The following is a 15246-nucleotide window of genomic DNA, read 5'->3' as shown; positions in this document are numbered from 1 at the left end:
ATTTGGAGAAACATCAGGGCGTTATTCCGCTATTCAGCCAAAAGGAAGACGGTTCTCTGCAACCGATTGGCGCCGGTTCCACACCCGCGATGCCCTGTACGCTTATCGCGCTGGTGCAAGATGAAAATCCCTCACCGTCTGTACGTTGACAGAATGGCGATAACCGGCTATTCCTAACAGCCTACTTGCGCACCCGGTGCGCAAGCCAGAAGAGGCGCGTCGCCCAGGTAGAGTGTCAGAGGAGCCGTTTCTCCGTTGACGGCACCCGAGGGGGAGCGACGCCGAGGTACGATAATGGCCGGCCATTATCGTATCGACTACAGGGGCTGAATCCCCTGGGTTGTCACCAGGGGATCGCCACAGGGCGATCGACAAGGTGGGGCGCTTCTGGGTGTATCGTAGCCTGACCTCTACGCCTGCCCCCTGTTTACCGCTCTCCCCTTGTGCCAAGGCTATGGAATTACAGTGCCCCAAACGGGCATCCCTGACACGAGGTTTCTAGATGAACCAAGCAGCACCCCAGAATTCCACCGTGGTAGCCAAGTTCGGCGGCACCAGCGTCGCCGACTTTGAAGCCATGAACCGCAGCGCCGACGTCGTGCTGGCCAATCCGCAGGTCCGCCTGGTGGTATTGTCCGCCTCGGCGGGCGTCACCAACCTGTTGGTCGCCCTGGCCGAAGGTTGCGAGGCCGACAAACGCAACTACCAGCTTGATGAAATTCGTCGCATCCAGTACGCCATCCTCGATCGCCTCGCGGCGCCTGCGGTGATCCGCGACGAGATAGACCGCCTGCTGGAAAACATCGCCATGCTGTCGGAGGCCGCGTCGCTGGCCACCTCGACGGCGTTGACCGACGAACTGGTCAGCCATGGGGAGCTGATGTCCACCCTGCTGTTCGTTGAAATCCTGCGCGCCCGCAACGTGCAGGCCGAATGGTTCGACGTGCGCAAAGTGATGCGCACCGACGATCACTTCGGCCGCGCCGTGCCGGACAGCGCCGCGCTCAGCGAACTGGCCCGGTCGCAGTTGCAGCCGCGCCTGCAGGAAGCGCTGGTGGTCACCCAGGGCTTTATCGGCAGCGAGCCGAAAGGCCGCACTACCACGCTCGGCCGCGGCGGCAGCGACTATACCGCCGCGCTGCTCGGCGAGGCGCTCGGCGTCGGCCGGGTGGATATCTGGACCGACGTGCCGGGCATCTACACCACCGATCCGCGCGTGGTGCCGGCGGCCAAGCGCATCGACAAAATCGGTTTCGAAGAGGCGGCGGAAATGGCCACCTTCGGCGCTAAAGTGCTGCATCCGGCCACCCTGTTGCCGGCGGTGCGCAGCGATATTCCGGTGTTCGTCGGCTCCAGCAAGGATCCGGCGGCCGGCGGCACGCTGGTGTGCAACACCACCGAGAACCCGCCGCTGTTCCGCGCGCTGGCGCTGCGCCGCAAGCAAACGCTGCTGACGCTGCACAGCCTGAACATGCTGCACGCGCGCGGTTTCCTGGCCGAGGTGTTCAACATCCTGGCGCGCCATAATGTCTCCGTCGATCTGATCACCACTTCGGAAGTCAGCATCGCGCTGACCATGGACACCACCGGCGCCACCTCCGTCGGCGGCAGCCTGCTGACCACCTCACTGCTGACCGAGCTGTCGTCGCTGTGCCGGGTGGAAGTGGAAGAAAACCTGGCGCTGGTGGCGATCATCGGCAACCAGCTGTCGCGCGCCTGCGGCGTGGGCAAAGAGGTGTTCGGCGTGCTCGATCCGTTCAATATCCGCCTGATCTGCTACGGCGCCAGCAGCTATAACCTGTGCTTCCTGGTGCCGGGCGAAGAAGCCGAGCAGGTGGTGCGAACCCTGCATCACAACCTGTTCGAATAAGTCATTATCCCTGATTGCGGGCGTAGCATGCTGCGCCCCTGCGTCTAAAAAATCCGTTCAAAACCTGCAGGGGTTCAGCATGTTGAGCCCGCAATAAAAACACAACCACACCCGCCGTTCTCAATCTGGCTAAGGAAAACCTGCATGCTGGCACTGCTCACGCGCTTATTCCCCCTCTGGGCGATACTGCTGTCCGTCGCCGCTTATTACACGCCGACCACCTTTACCGGTATCGGCCCCTACGTCAGCCCGCTGCTGATGCTGATCATGTTCGCCATGGGCGTCACGCTGCGGCTCGACGACTTCAAACGCGTGCTGGCGCGCCCCGGCCCGGTGGCGGCAGGCATCTTCCTGCATTATCTGATCATGCCGCTGGCGGCCTGGCTCCTGGCGATGCTGTTCCGCATGCCGCCGGATCTGTCCGCCGGCATGGTGCTGGTGGGCAGCGTGGCCAGCGGCACCGCGTCCAACGTGATGATCTATCTGGCCAAGGGTGACGTGGCGCTGTCGGTGACCATCTCGGCGGTCTCAACGCTGGTGGGGGTGTTCGCCACGCCGCTGCTGACCCGTCTGTACGTCGACGCCAAGATCAGCGTCGATATCATGGGCATGTTGTTGAGCATTCTGCAGATCGTGGTGATCCCGATCGGCTTGGGCCTGATCGTCCACCATACCCTGACCAAGGCAGTGAAACGCATCGAGCCACTGCTGCCGGCGCTGTCGATGGCGTGCATTCTGGCGATCATCAGCGCGGTGGTGGCGGGCAGCCAAAGCCATATCGCCTCGGTCGGTCTGGTGGTGATCGTCGCGGTGATCCTGCACAACGGCATCGGTCTGCTGAGCGGCTATTGGGGCGGCAAGTTGTTCGGCTTCGACGAGTCCACCTGCCGCACGCTGGCGATCGAAGTCGGCATGCAGAACTCCGGGTTGGCGGCCACGCTGGGTAAAATCTACTTCTCGCCGCTGGCCGCGCTGCCGGGCGCGCTGTTCTCGGTCTGGCACAACCTCTCCGGTTCGCTGCTGGCGGGTTATTGGTCCGGCCGCCCTATCAAGAAAAAATAAACCGCCTGCAGGGACGCAAACAATTGCGTCCCTTTTCTTCTCTGCGAAATTTCGTATTTCCCACTGGTCGGATTGTCATAATTTCCCCCATACCCTATCATCCGTGAAAAATAAAAACTCAGATTCTTCCTATCCATGCCGATAATGTTGGCAAGAGGAAGAGATGCTCCACTTTTTTTAATTAATTAAGTCACCAGGGTTGCCCGCCATAAAAGAAGCAGCCTAATTATTATTTAGATATATACCCACCGTCTTATTTGCTGCGGCAAATCAAGATATCTCGCAATGTGCATGTCGCTCATTATTTCGGGCCGGCCGTCGGCCGCCCGTGGTTAACCTCATGGATTGGGCTGGCTGCCCCGGCGGCCTCTCATAATGGATTACAATGATAAAAAAAATCACCGCCTTGACGCTGTTGGTCAGCACGGCCCTTTCCGCTGAAACCCTGCCGGACTCCCACATGATGCAGGATATGTCGATGGGGGAGTCGCGCCGCGCGCTGCAAGACAGCACGCGTGAAGTCAACCAGTTGATTGAGCAACGCCGCTACCAGCAGCTGAAACAACAGCGCCTGCTGGCGGAACCGGAACCGGCCGCGCCCGCCCTGCCGCAGTCCGCGCAGTGCCTGCCGATCGCCGGCGTTTATCTGCAGGGTGTCACCCTGCTCTCGCCGGCCGATTTATCGGCCCTGAGCGCGCTGCCGGAACAGTGCATCAGCAGCAACGATATCAATCGCCTGACCCGTGAATTAACGCGCCTTTATGTGCAAAAAGGCTATATCACCGCGCGCGTGCAAATTGTTCGCCCTAATTCTCAAGGAGAATTGGGGTTAAGCGTGACCGAAGGATTTATCGAGAAAATAGAAGGCGGCGATCGCTGGGTCAACAGCCGTTTATTATTTCCGGGGCTGGAAGGCAAGCCGTTGAAATTAACCGAGCTTGATCAGGGATTGGATCAGGCCAACCGTTTGCAATCGAATACCACCAAGCTGGATATATTGCCCGGCCGCCAGGTTGGCGGTTCGGTTATTCGTTTGCGCAATCAGCATGCCAAGCCCTGGCTGATTACCGCCGGCACGGATAATTACGGCCAAAAAAGCACCGGCCGGTGGCTGGCGCGCGCCACCGCCACGTTGGACAGCCCGTTCGGCCTGTCGGACTTTGTCAGCCTGAACGCCAATAGCACACTGGAAAATCCGGCTCACCGCTATAATCGCGCCTATACCCTGCTCTATTCGCTGCCGTACGGCGCGTTCACCTTCAGCGGGTTCGCCAGCTTCTCGTCCTATGAAAACCACCAGCAGTTGCCGCACAACGTGGTCAAACTGCACGGCCAGACCCAACAGTACGGGCTGCGCAGCGACTACGTGTTTTATCGCGATCACGATCAGATAGACAGCCTGAGCGGCCAGCTGACCTACAAGCGCATCGATAACTACTTCGAAAGCGTGCGCCTTGAGGTCAGCAGCCCAACGCTGACCCTGGCCGAACTGAGCGCCAGCCACCTGCAAATTCTGCCCAATGGCGTGTTCAGCGCCAACCTCAGCGTCGAGCAGGGGATGCCGTGGCTGGGGGCCGGCCGCCACCCGAGTTCGGTGCACCTCGACAGCCAGTTCACCAAGGGCAAGCTGTTCGCCAACCTCAGCCAGCGCCTCAGGCTGGGTGATGCCACCTATCAGCTCAACAACCTGTTCTACGGCCAGTACAGCCGCGATCCGCTGCCCGGCGTGGAGTGGCTGAGCCTCACCGATCGCAGCGCCGTACGCGGCTTCAGCCGCAGCACCCAGTCCGGGGACAACGGCTGGTATCTGCAGAATACGCTGTCGCGCAGTTTCAATCTGGGCGCCACCACGCTGACGCCGCGCCTCGGCGCCGACGTCGGCCGCATTCTGCCGCGTCAGGACAACTCTGGCTGGCGCAGCAGCGCCGGTATAAGCACCGGCGCCACATTGCGTTATCAGCGAGCGCTGGTCGATCTGGAGGTCAGCCGCGGCTGGATTTTGTCCAACCACGCTACGCCGGAAGATCCCGTTCAGGTGTTGGCCCGCTTTTCTTACACCTTTTAATCAACAGTTTTGCAGGACCCCACGGCAATATACGGAGAGACATGGATGAAAAATAATAACTTCAGACTTTCGGCGGCAGGCAAACTGGCCGCTGCGCTGGCGATTATTCTCGCCGCTTCCGCCGGCGCCTACGCCGCAGAGATCGTTGCGGCCAACGGCGCCAACGGCCCCGGCGTCTCCACCGCCGCCACCGGCGCGCAGGTGGTCGATATCGTCGCGCCGAACGGCAACGGGCTGTCGCACAACCAATATCAGGACTTCAACGTCAACCAGCCCGGCGCGGTGCTGAACAACTCCCGCGAGGCGGGACTGTCGCAGCTGGCCGGCCAACTGGGCGCCAACCCCAATCTGGGCGGACGCGAAGCCAGCGTGATCCTCAACGAAGTGATCGGCCGCAATCCGTCTCTGCTGCATGGCCAGCAAGAGATCTTCGGCATGGCGGCCGACTACGTGCTGGCCAACCCGAACGGCATCAGCTGTCAGAGCTGCGGGTTCATCAATACCAGCCATTCCTCACTGGTGGTCGGCAACCCGCTGGTGGAAAACGGCGTGCTGCAGGGTTACAGCACCTTCGGCAACCGCAACACTCTGAGCCTCAATGGCACCCTGAACGCCGGCGGCGTACTGGACCTGATCGCGCCGAAGATCGACAGCCGCGGCGAAGTGATCGTGCAAGATTTCAAACAGTCGAATGGTAAAGTGACCTCGGCGGCGATCAACGCCATCAGCGGCCTTAACCGTGTGGCGCGCGACGGCACGGTGCAGGCTAGCCAACAGATGCCGACCGCGCTGGACAGCTACTACCTCGGCAGCATGCAGGCCGGGCGCATCAACATCATCAACACCGCGCAGGGCAGCGGCGTGAAACTGGCCGGCTCGTTGAACGCCGGCGATGAGCTCAAGGTGAAAGCCTATGATATCCGCAGCGAAAGCCGCGTCGACGACGCCAGCAGCAACAAAAACGGCGGCGATAACTATCAAAATTACCGTGGCGGCATCTACGTCAACGATCGCAGCAGCAGCCAGACGCTGACCCGCACCGAACTGAAAGGCAAGAACATCAGCCTGGTGGCGGATAATCACGCGCACCTCACCGCCACCGATATCCGCGGCGAAGACATTACGCTGCAGGGCGGCAAGCTGACACTCGACGGCCAGCAGTTGAAGCAGACGCAAGGCCATACCGACGATCGCTGGTTCTACTCCTGGCAATACGACGTTACCCGCGAACGCGAGCAACTGCAGCAGGCGGGCAGCACCGTCGCCGCCAGCGGCAGCGCCAAACTCATCAGCACCCAGGAAGACGTGAAGCTGCTGGGCGCCAACGTCAGCGCCGACCGCGCGCTGAGCGTCAAAGCGGCGCGCGACGTACACCTTGCCGGGCTGGTGGAGAAGGACAAATCCAGCGAGCGCGGCTACCAACGCAACCACACCTCCAGCCTGCGCACCGGCAGATGGAGCAACAGCGACGAAAGCGAAAGCCTGAAGGCCAGCGAACTGCGCAGCGAGGGCGAACTGACGTTGAAAGCCGGTCGCAATGTCTCGACTCAGGGCGCCAAGGTTCACGCCCAGCGCGATCTGACGATCGATGCAGACAACCAGATCCAGGTCGGGGTGCAGAAAACCGCCAACGCCAAAGCGGTGCGCGATGACAAAACCTCCTGGGGCGGCATCGGCGGCGGCGACAACAAGAACAACAGCAATCGCCGCGAGATCAGCCACGCTTCCGAATTGACCAGCGGCGGCACCCTGCGCCTGAACGGTCAGCAAGGCGTCACCATTACCGGCAGCAAGGCGCGCGGTCAGAAAGGCGGCGAAGTCACCGCCACCCACGGCGGCCTGCGCATCGACAACGCGCTGAGCACCACCGTGGACAAAATCGACGCGCGCACCGGCACCGCCTTCAACATCACCAGCAGTTCGCACAAGGCCGACAACAGCTACCAGAGCAGCACCGCCAGCGAGCTGAAGTCCGACACCAACCTGACGCTGGTCAGCCACAAGGATGCCGACGTGATCGGCAGCCAGGTCGCCAGCGGCGGTGAGCTGAGCGTCGAGTCAAAGACCGGCAACATCAACGTCAAGGCCGCCGAGCGGCAGCAGAACATCGACGAGCAGAAGACCGCGCTCACCGTTAACGGCTACGCCAAAGAAGCCGGTGACAAGCAGTACCGCGCCGGTTTGCGCATCGAGCACACCCGCGACAGCGAGAAAACCACCCGCACCGAGAATAGCGCCTCAAGCCTCAGCGGCGGCAGCGTGAAGCTCAAGGCGGAGAAGGACGTGACCTTCAGCGGCTCCAAATTGGTCGCCGACAAAGGCGACGCCAGCGTCAGCGGCAATAAGGTTTCGTTCCTGGCGGCCGACGACAAAACGGCCTCAAACACCGAACAAACCAAGATCGGCGGCGGTTTCTATTACACCGGCGGCATCGACAAACTCGGCAGCGGCGTGGAAGCCGGCTACGAGAACAACAAAACTCAGGCGCAAAGCAGCAAGGCGATCACGTCCGGCAGCGACGTCAAAGGCAATCTGACGATCAACGCCCGCGACAAGCTGACCCAGCAAGGCGCGCAGCACAGCGTCGGCGGCGCCTATCAAGAAAACGCCGCCGGCGTCGATCACCTTGCCGCCGCCGACACCGCCAGCACCACCACCACCAAAACCGACGTCGGCGTGAACATCGGCGCCAACGTCGATTACAGCGCCGTGACCCGTCCGGTCGAGCGCGCGGTCGGCAAGGCGGCCAAGCTGGACACCACCGGCGTCATCAACGACATCGGCGGCATCGGCGCGCCTAACGTCGGCCTGGATATCGGCGCACAGGGCGGCAGCAGCGAAAAACGCAGCAGCAGCTCGCAGGCGGTGGTCAGTTCGGTGCAAGCCGGCAGCATCGACATCAACGCCAAAGGCGAAGTGCGCGATCAGGGCACGCAGTACCAGGCGAGCAAAGGCGCGGTCAACCTGACGGCGGACAGCCACCGCAGCGAAGCCGCGGCAAACCGTCAGGACGAGCAGAGCCGCGACACCCGCGGCAGCGCCGGCGTGCGCGTCTACACCACCACCGGCAGCGATCTGACCGTGGACGCCAAGGGCGAAGGCGGCACCCAGCGCAGCAACAGCAGCGCCAGCCAGGCGGTGACCGGCTCGATCGACGCGGCCAACGGCATCAACGTCAACGTGAAAAAAGACGCGATCTATCAGGGCACCGCGCTGAACGGCGGCCGCGGAAAAACCGCCGTCAACGCCGGCGGCGATATCCGCCTTGATCAGGCCAGCGACAAACAGAGCGAAAGCCGCAGCGGCTTTAACGTCAAAGCCTCCGCCAAGGGCGGTTTCACCGCCGACAGCAAAAACTTCGGCGCCGGGTTCGGCGGCGGCACCCACAACGGCGAAAGCAGCAGCAGCACCGCGCAGGNACAGGGCGTTGAGCTGAAGGCGGGCCGCGATCTGACGCTGCAGGGCACCGACGTCAAGAGCCAGGGCGACGTCAGCCTGAGCGCCGGCAACAAGGTCGCACTGCAGGCGGCGGAATCGACCCAAACGCGTAAGGAAAGCAAGCTGTCCGGCAATATCGATCTGGGCGCCGGCAGCAGCGACAGCAAGGAAAAAACCGGCGGCAACCTCTCCGCCGGCGGCGCCTTCGACATCGCCAAAGTCAATGAGTCCGCGACCGAGCGCCAGGGCGCCACTATCGCCTCAGACGGCAAGGTCACCCTGTCCGCCAACGGCAAAGGCGATGACGCGCTGCATCTGCAGGGCGCCAAAGTCAGCGGCGGCAGCGCCGCGCTCGAAGCGAAAAACGGCGGCATCCTGCTGGAGTCCGCCAAAAACGAGCAGCATAAGGACAACTGGAGCCTGGGCATCAAAGCCAACGCCAAAGGCGGCCAAACCTTCAACAAGGACGCCGGCGGCAAGGTCGATCCGAACACCGGCAAAGATACCCACACGCTGGGCGCCGGTCTGAAAGTCGGCGTGGAACAGCAGGATAAAACCACCCACGCCAACACCGGCATCATCGCGGGCGACGTGGCGCTCAACAGCGGCAAGGATACCCGTCTCGCCGGCGCGCGCGTCGACGCCGACAGCGTCCAGGGCAAGGTGGGCGGCGATCTGCGCGTTGAAAGCCGCAAAGACGTCGAGACAGGCGTGAAGGTGGATGTGGATGCCGGTCTGAGCCACAGCAACGATCCGGGCAGCAGCATCACCTCCAAGCTGTCGAAGGTCGGCACACCGCGTTACGCTGGTAAGGTGAAAGAGAAACTGGAGGCCGGAGTGAACAAAGTGGCCGACGCCACCACCGACAAGTACAACAGCGTGGCGCGTCGCCTCGATCCGCAGCAGGACACCACCGGCGCGGTCAGCTTCAGCAAGGCCGAAGGCAAAGTCACGCTGCCGGCAACGCCGGCCGGCGAAAAACCGCAAGGCCCGCTGTGGGATCGCGGCGCACGCACCGTCGGCGGCGCGGTGAAAGACAGCATCACCGGTCCGGCCGGTCGCCAGGGGCACCTCAAGGTCAATGCCGACGTGGTGAACAACAACGCGGTCGGCGAGCAATCGGCGATCACCGGTAAGAACGGTGTGGCGCTGCAGGTCGGCGGCCAAATCCAACTGACCGGCGGCGAGATCCGCAGCCAGCAAGGCAAGGTGGAACTGGGCGGCAGCCAGGTCAGCCAGCAGGACGTCAACGGCCAACGCTATCAGGGCGGCGGCCGCGTCGATGCGGCGACCACGGTCGGCGGGCTGTTAGGCGGCGCGGCGAAGCAAAGCGTCGCTGGCAACGTGCCGTTCGCCAGCGGCCATGCTTCAACTCAGCAGGCGGACGCCAAAGCCGGCGTGTTCAGCGGCAAATAACGCGCCTTTCCTGCACAACGCCCCCGGTTTTCCGGGGGCGTTTTTTTTACAGCGTGCTCGGGGTGTCTTCCCAGTCGCGATCGTCGTCCTTGGCATCCTGGTCCAACACGTTGTAAGCCACCGCGCAGAACAGCGAGTTCAGGCGCTTCATGTCCCCCAACAATCCCAAATGCAACGAACTGGTCTCGATGCTCTGCACGTTTTGCTGGTGCAAACGATCGACGTGCGCATGCGCGTAGCGGCGATCCAAAATGCGGAAGCGATGCTTGGAACGGCGCAGGCGTTTGGCGCTGGTGACGTCGCCGGACAGGAACACCGACAGCCCCAGGCGCAGGTTGCCGATCAGCCGTTCGTGCAGCCCGTCCAGCTCCGCCAATCCTTCCGCCGAGAAGGCGCGGCGCGCGGCGTGCGACTTGGCGCCCACGTCGCCGGCCATGCGCTCGATGATGTCGCCCGCCTGTTCCAGGTTGAGCGCCATTTCGATGATTTCCGCCCAGCGGCGCGAGTCTTCCTCGCCCAGATCTTCCTTCTGGATCTGCGCCAGATACAGCTTGATGGCGGTGTACAGCACGTCGACGTCATCGTCGAGGCGCCGCACCTCTTTATCGACCCCCTGCTTACCGTGCAACACTTCACGTTGCAGGATCATCATGTGTTCCACCACGTCGCCCATGCGCAGCGTTTCGCGCGCCGCGTTGGCCAACGCCAGCGTCGGCGTGTCCAGCGCGCTGGCGTCCAGATGGCGCGGCCGCATGCGCGGATCGTCGGCCGCTTCGTCGACGATCAGCCGTTCGCACAGCGTCGCCATCGGCCCGGCCAGCGGGATCATCACCAGGCAGCGGATCAGGTTGTAGAACACGTGGAAATAGATCACCAGCTCTTCGCTGCCGCCCGGCAGTTGAGCCATCAAATCCGCCAGATAGGAGACGAACGGCAGCACCAGTATGCAGCCCACCAGCTTGAACAGCAGGCTGCCGAGCGCCACGCGCCGCCCGGCGGCGTTCTGACCGCTGGCGTTGATCATCGCCAACAGGCCGCTGCCGAGGTTGGCGCCGATCACCAGACAGAGCGCCACCTTCAGCGAAATCACGCCGGTGGCGGTCAGGGTGGCGGTCAGCAGCACCGCCGCCAGGCTGGAATAGCTGACAATGGCGAACAGCGCACCGGTCAGGGCGTCCAGCATCACGTCGCCGGTCAGCGACGAGAACAGCACTTTCACCCCGGCCGCCTGGGTGATCGGCGTGGCGGCGGCCACGATCAGCTCCAGCGCCAGCACGATCAGCCCGAGGCCGATCAGAACGCGTCCGATCTGGCCGATCCGCATCTGCTTGCGGCTGAGGAACAGGAAGACGCCGACCAGGATCAGCAGCGGCGACAGCCAGGAAAGATCGAAGGTCAGCACGCGCGCCATCAGCGCGGTGCCGACGTCGGCGCCGAGCATGATCACCAGCGCAGGCGCCAGCCCCACCAGCCCCTGTGCGACGAAAGAGGTCACCAGCAGCGCCGTGGCGTTGCTGCTTTGCACCAGCGCGGTCACACCGATGCCGGAAACGAACGCCAACGGTTTTTTCTCAACGCTGTCGCTCAAAACGCGCCGCAGATTGGCGCCGTAAACCCGCATGATCCCGGTGCGCACGATGTGGGTTCCCCACACCAACAGCGCCACGGACGAAAGCAGGTGAAGAAGAGTCAGCACGGAAGATACGCTCCATTAACGCCCGGCCAAAGGAGGCTGATACCCGATGCTTGTCAGGCGGCGCGGACGGACGGAACGGTTCTGTTCGCCCCAGCCGCAGCCGGCGGGCAAAAAAGACTGACGGGTACAGCGCGCGGTCCCGCCTGCCGGGCGTGGGTCTGGCAGGACAGCGGGCGGGGGCAGACCGCAGAAAAGAAGGGTTAAGACGGCGGTGGGAGAGCCCCTGCGCCGCGCTGCGAAGTCATGCAACTTCCCGCAATACAACAGGTTCCAAGTGTAGACCAATTTCCGCGCCGTCGGGCCGCAGATCGGCCACCGAACGGTTGAGCACGTCAACCAGCAACTCTACCTCACGAACCTGAATCCGATAGCGTACCACATTCCCGAGCAAACTGTGGCCCAGGATCACCCCGCCGATCCCCTGTCCGGCCGGCAACAGGCCGATCGATTCGGGACGGATCGCCACCTTGCCGGCATAACTGCGCCCGGTCAGCCGGCCGGCCTGTTCGGCGCTCAGCAGGTTATAGTTGCCGATAAAACCGGCGGCGAAAGCGTCCGCCGGCTGGGTATACAGGGTTTCCGCATCGCCGCTCTGCACGATCTGCCCCTTGTTCATCAGGACGATGCGATCCGACAGGGTCAGCGCCTCTTCCTGATCGTGAGTGACGAAGATCGCCGTCAGGTTCAGCTCGCGCTGAATGCGCCGAATTTGCTCACGCAGGTGTTTGCGGATGCGCGCGTCCAGCGCCGACAGCGGTTCGTCGAGCAGCAGCAGACGCGGGCGAGTGACCAGCGATCGCGCCAACGCCACGCGCTGACACTGGCCGCCCGACAGCTGATGCGGATAGCGCTTCGCCAGATCGCTCAGCTCCACCAGCGCCAGCGCCTCCTGCACCCGCTGGCCGATCTGCCCGGCCGCCAGCTTCTGCATTTTCAGGCCGAAGGCCACGTTGCCTTCCACCGTCATATTGGGAAACAGCGCATAACTTTGGAACACCATACCGATGCCGCGCTTTTGCGGCGCCAGCGGCACCAGATCCTGGCCCTGCAGCAAAATATGCCCGCTGTCGACCGGGGTCAGGCCGGCCAGACAGCGCAGCAGCGTCGATTTGCCGCAGCCGCTCGGCCCCAGCAGGGTGACGAACTCCCCCTCTTCGGCGGTGAAATCGATATCCTGAAACACCTGAGTCTGGCCATAGTGTTTGTTCAAACGGGTGACGTTGAGATAAGCCATCGGGTTAGCCCTTGTTTTTATTCAGCAGGTTCGCCAGCCAGGTGACGAGCAGCACCACGGCGAAATAAGAGATGACCAGCGCGCTGGTAAAGTGCCCGCTGCCGTTGCGCATATTGAACAGATAGACCTGCAGCGTTTCATACTGGCTGCCCACCAGCAGGTTGGCGAACACGAACTCGCCGATCAGGAACGAAAACGACAGCAGCACGGCGATCGTTCCGCCCTTGCGCAGGTTCGGCAGCACCACCCACAGCGCCGCCTGCCAGGTGCTGGCGCCCAGCAGGTGCGCGGCGTCCATCAGATCGCGCAGGTTAATCGCCTGCATGTTGTTGCTGATGGCCCGGTAGATAAACGGCAGCGCGATGGTGAAATAACAGCCCACCAAAATCCAGGGAGTGCCGAGCAGCGGCAGCGGATCGGCGGCGAACAGCTGCATCAGCCCCACCGCCGACACCACCGGCGGCACGGCGAACGGCAGCAGAATCAGCACATTCATTACCGCGTCAAGCCTAGGGAAGTAGTAAGCGATTACAAACATCGCCGGCAGGATCACCACCACCGACAGCAGTAGCGTGCCGAAGCAGATCAGCAGCGAGTGCCACAGCGCCTGCAAAAAGCGCGGGTCGCTCCACAGCGCCGTCAGCCACTTCAGGGTAAAGCCGTCCGGTAAAATGGTGGCGCCCCACTGGGTGGCCAGCGCGTAAATCAGCGTCGCCGCCAGCGGCAGCAGCAGGATCAGCAGCAGCAGGCCGGTCACCGTGCGGTGATAGAGGCGTTCAGCACGCGACATGAGCATTCTCCATCCGATTATGAGCGCGCATTGAGGTAACTCCTGCGCAGCATCCATTGGTGGATCACCGTGATAAACGCCATCATTACCACCAGCAGCATCGCCAACGCGCTGGCCAGGTTCGGATCGAGGGAGATGTCCCCCGCCACCAGCGCCGAGATGCGGATCGGGATCACGTTGAAGTTGCCGGTGGTCAGCGCGTACACCGTGGCGTAGGCGCCCAGCGCGTTGGCCAGCAGGATGACGAAGGTGCCCATCAGCGCCGGCGCCAGTACCGGCAGGCCGATATGCCGCCAGTAGCGCCAGGGGCCGGCGCCGAGCAGCGCCGCCGATTCGCGCCAGTCGGCGCGCAGCGCGTCGAATGCCGGATACAGCAGCAGCACCCCGAGCGGGATCTGGAAGTAGGTATACAGCACGATCAGGCCGCTCTTCGAATAGAGGTTGAAGCTCTCCATCAAACCGTATTTTCGCAGCAGCAGCGTCAGGCAGCCGTTCAGCCCCAGCAGAATGACGAAGGCGAACGCCAGCGGCACCCCGGCGAAGTTGCTGGTCATGTTGGTGAACGACATCACAAAGTCATGAAACCGGGTCTGGCCGAGCTGGCGCAGTGAGTAACTGCCCACTAACGCAATCAGCAAGCCGTAGACGCTCGACCACAGCGAGATCTCCAGCGAGAACTGAAAGGCCTGCAGGTAGAACGGCGACGTGAGGATATCGACATAGTTGCCCCATCCCCAGCCGCTGCTCTCGCTGAAAAAGCTGTGAACGGCGATCCACACCAGCGGGGCGATCTGAAACGCGCCGAACAGCACGATAAACGGCAGCAGGCACAGCGCGGCGATCCATTTGGTTTTGCTGTTCATCGCGCATCCTGCGCCAGCAGCGCCCGGCAGCGCGGCTTGTCGTGCGGCGCCTGCAGCAGATCGCAGATCGTGCCGCACAGCTCGGTTTGCTGCGGATCGGCGTCATCCTGGCTGAAGCCCGCGCCGAATACGAACAGCGGCACCTGGCGCTCTTCCGGCAACACCCCGCCGTGGCTGCGATCGTCGTTCATGCCGTGGTCGGCGGTAACCAGCACCTGATAACCGGCCGCCAGCCACTCGGGCAGGTAACGCGACAGCGAACCGTCGGCGCGGCGCGCCGCGTTGCGGTACTGCGGCGAAGAGAGGCCAAAGCGGTGGCCGGCATCGTCGATGTTCATCGGGTGGATAAGCAGGAAGTCCGGCTGATAACGCTGGCGCAGGCTTTCGGCGTCGTCGAACAGATGGCTGTCGGGATAGCCGTCGTCGTAATAAAAATGCCCGTGCTGGATAGGCAGCTCGGGGGCGTCGGTATGGCGGTCGCGCGCGGCGTCGAACGGCGTGCGGTTATACAATTCGCTGAACCAATGATACGCGGCGGCGGCGGTGGTCAGCCCGGCGGCGCGCGCGTAATGAAACACGCTTTGTTGATGAGAAAGGCGCGAGACGTGGTTATGCACCACGCCGCTCTCCACCGGCGTGACGCCGGTGAGGATGCATTCATACAGCGGCCGGGAGAGCGAGGGCAACTCGCTCTCCAGCAGGTACAACCGCCCGCGTCCCGCCGCGCATTCGGCCTGCAGATACCCCATGGCGTCGTGCGCCACCCGGTAGTTGAGGCCGTCCAGCAGCACGAGGATCGTTTTCATGGTGCG

At 62.8% G+C, this 15246-nt stretch carries 9 protein-coding genes and 1 riboswitch; of the genes, 4 read left to right on the top strand and 5 right to left on the bottom strand.

Features of this window, described 5'->3' with window-relative positions:
• The first annotated feature begins 201 nt into the window (after window positions 1–201).
• Window positions 202–395: riboswitch (Lysine riboswitch) on the top strand.
• Window positions 396–502: 107 nt separating this feature from the next.
• The 4 genes from lysC to ADK28_RS24550 all read left to right on the top strand — a co-directional run bounded on the left by lysC (window position 503) and on the right by ADK28_RS24550 (window position 9851).
• On the top strand, window positions 503–1870 hold the full coding sequence (lysC, locus tag ADK28_RS24565) for a lysine-sensitive aspartokinase 3 (protein ID WP_028128299.1): 1368 nt from the start codon (window positions 503–505) through the stop codon (window positions 1868–1870).
• Window positions 1871–2014: 144 nt separating this feature from the next.
• Window positions 2015–2932, top strand: a complete 918-nt coding sequence (gene panS / locus ADK28_RS24560; RefSeq protein WP_033639257.1) for a ketopantoate/pantoate/pantothenate transporter PanS — start codon at window positions 2015–2017, stop codon at window positions 2930–2932.
• A 385-nt stretch (window positions 2933–3317) separates the two neighbouring features.
• Window positions 3318–4997, top strand: coding sequence for a ShlB/FhaC/HecB family hemolysin secretion/activation protein (locus tag ADK28_RS24555; protein ID WP_016930293.1), 1680 nt, complete (start codon window positions 3318–3320; stop codon window positions 4995–4997).
• A gap of 45 nt (window positions 4998–5042) precedes the next feature.
• A complete protein-coding gene (locus tag ADK28_RS24550) occupies window positions 5043–9851 on the top strand; it encodes a hemagglutinin repeat-containing protein (protein ID WP_048796917.1) in 4809 nt (1602 codons plus the stop codon).
• 46 nt (window positions 9852–9897) lie between these two features.
• Here ADK28_RS24550 and ADK28_RS24545 read toward each other — a convergent pair whose 3' ends face one another.
• From ADK28_RS24545 to ADK28_RS24525, 5 genes are all read right to left on the bottom strand, one after another.
• A complete protein-coding gene (locus tag ADK28_RS24545; protein WP_016930295.1) occupies window positions 9898–11547 on the bottom strand; it encodes a Na/Pi cotransporter family protein in 1650 nt (549 codons plus the stop codon).
• Window positions 11548–11788: 241 nt separating this feature from the next.
• Window positions 11789–12781 (bottom strand): ABC transporter ATP-binding protein, encoded by a 993-nt coding sequence (locus ADK28_RS24540; protein ID WP_048796916.1) that lies wholly within the window; start codon window positions 12779–12781, stop codon window positions 11789–11791.
• Between the two features lie 4 nt (window positions 12782–12785).
• Complete coding sequence (locus ADK28_RS24535) at window positions 12786–13571, bottom strand: ABC transporter permease (RefSeq protein WP_033639254.1); 786 nt, start codon at window positions 13569–13571, stop codon at window positions 12786–12788.
• Between the two features lie 17 nt (window positions 13572–13588).
• On the bottom strand, window positions 13589–14434 hold the full coding sequence (locus tag ADK28_RS24530) for an ABC transporter permease (RefSeq protein WP_016930298.1): 846 nt from the start codon (window positions 14432–14434) through the stop codon (window positions 13589–13591).
• Entirely contained in the window at window positions 14431–15240 is an 810-nt protein-coding gene (locus ADK28_RS24525; protein WP_048796915.1) for an alkaline phosphatase family protein, read from the bottom strand. Before ADK28_RS24525 ends, ADK28_RS24530 begins: the two co-directional genes overlap by 4 nt.
• Window positions 15241–15246: the final 6 nt, after the last annotated feature.

Source organism: Serratia sp. 506_PEND, assembly GCF_001076875.1.
Taxonomy (GTDB): Bacteria; Pseudomonadota; Gammaproteobacteria; order Enterobacterales; family Enterobacteriaceae; genus Serratia; species Serratia marcescens.
Note: the sequence above shows the minus strand (reverse complement) of the source record. Positions and strands in the feature narration are given on the sequence as shown.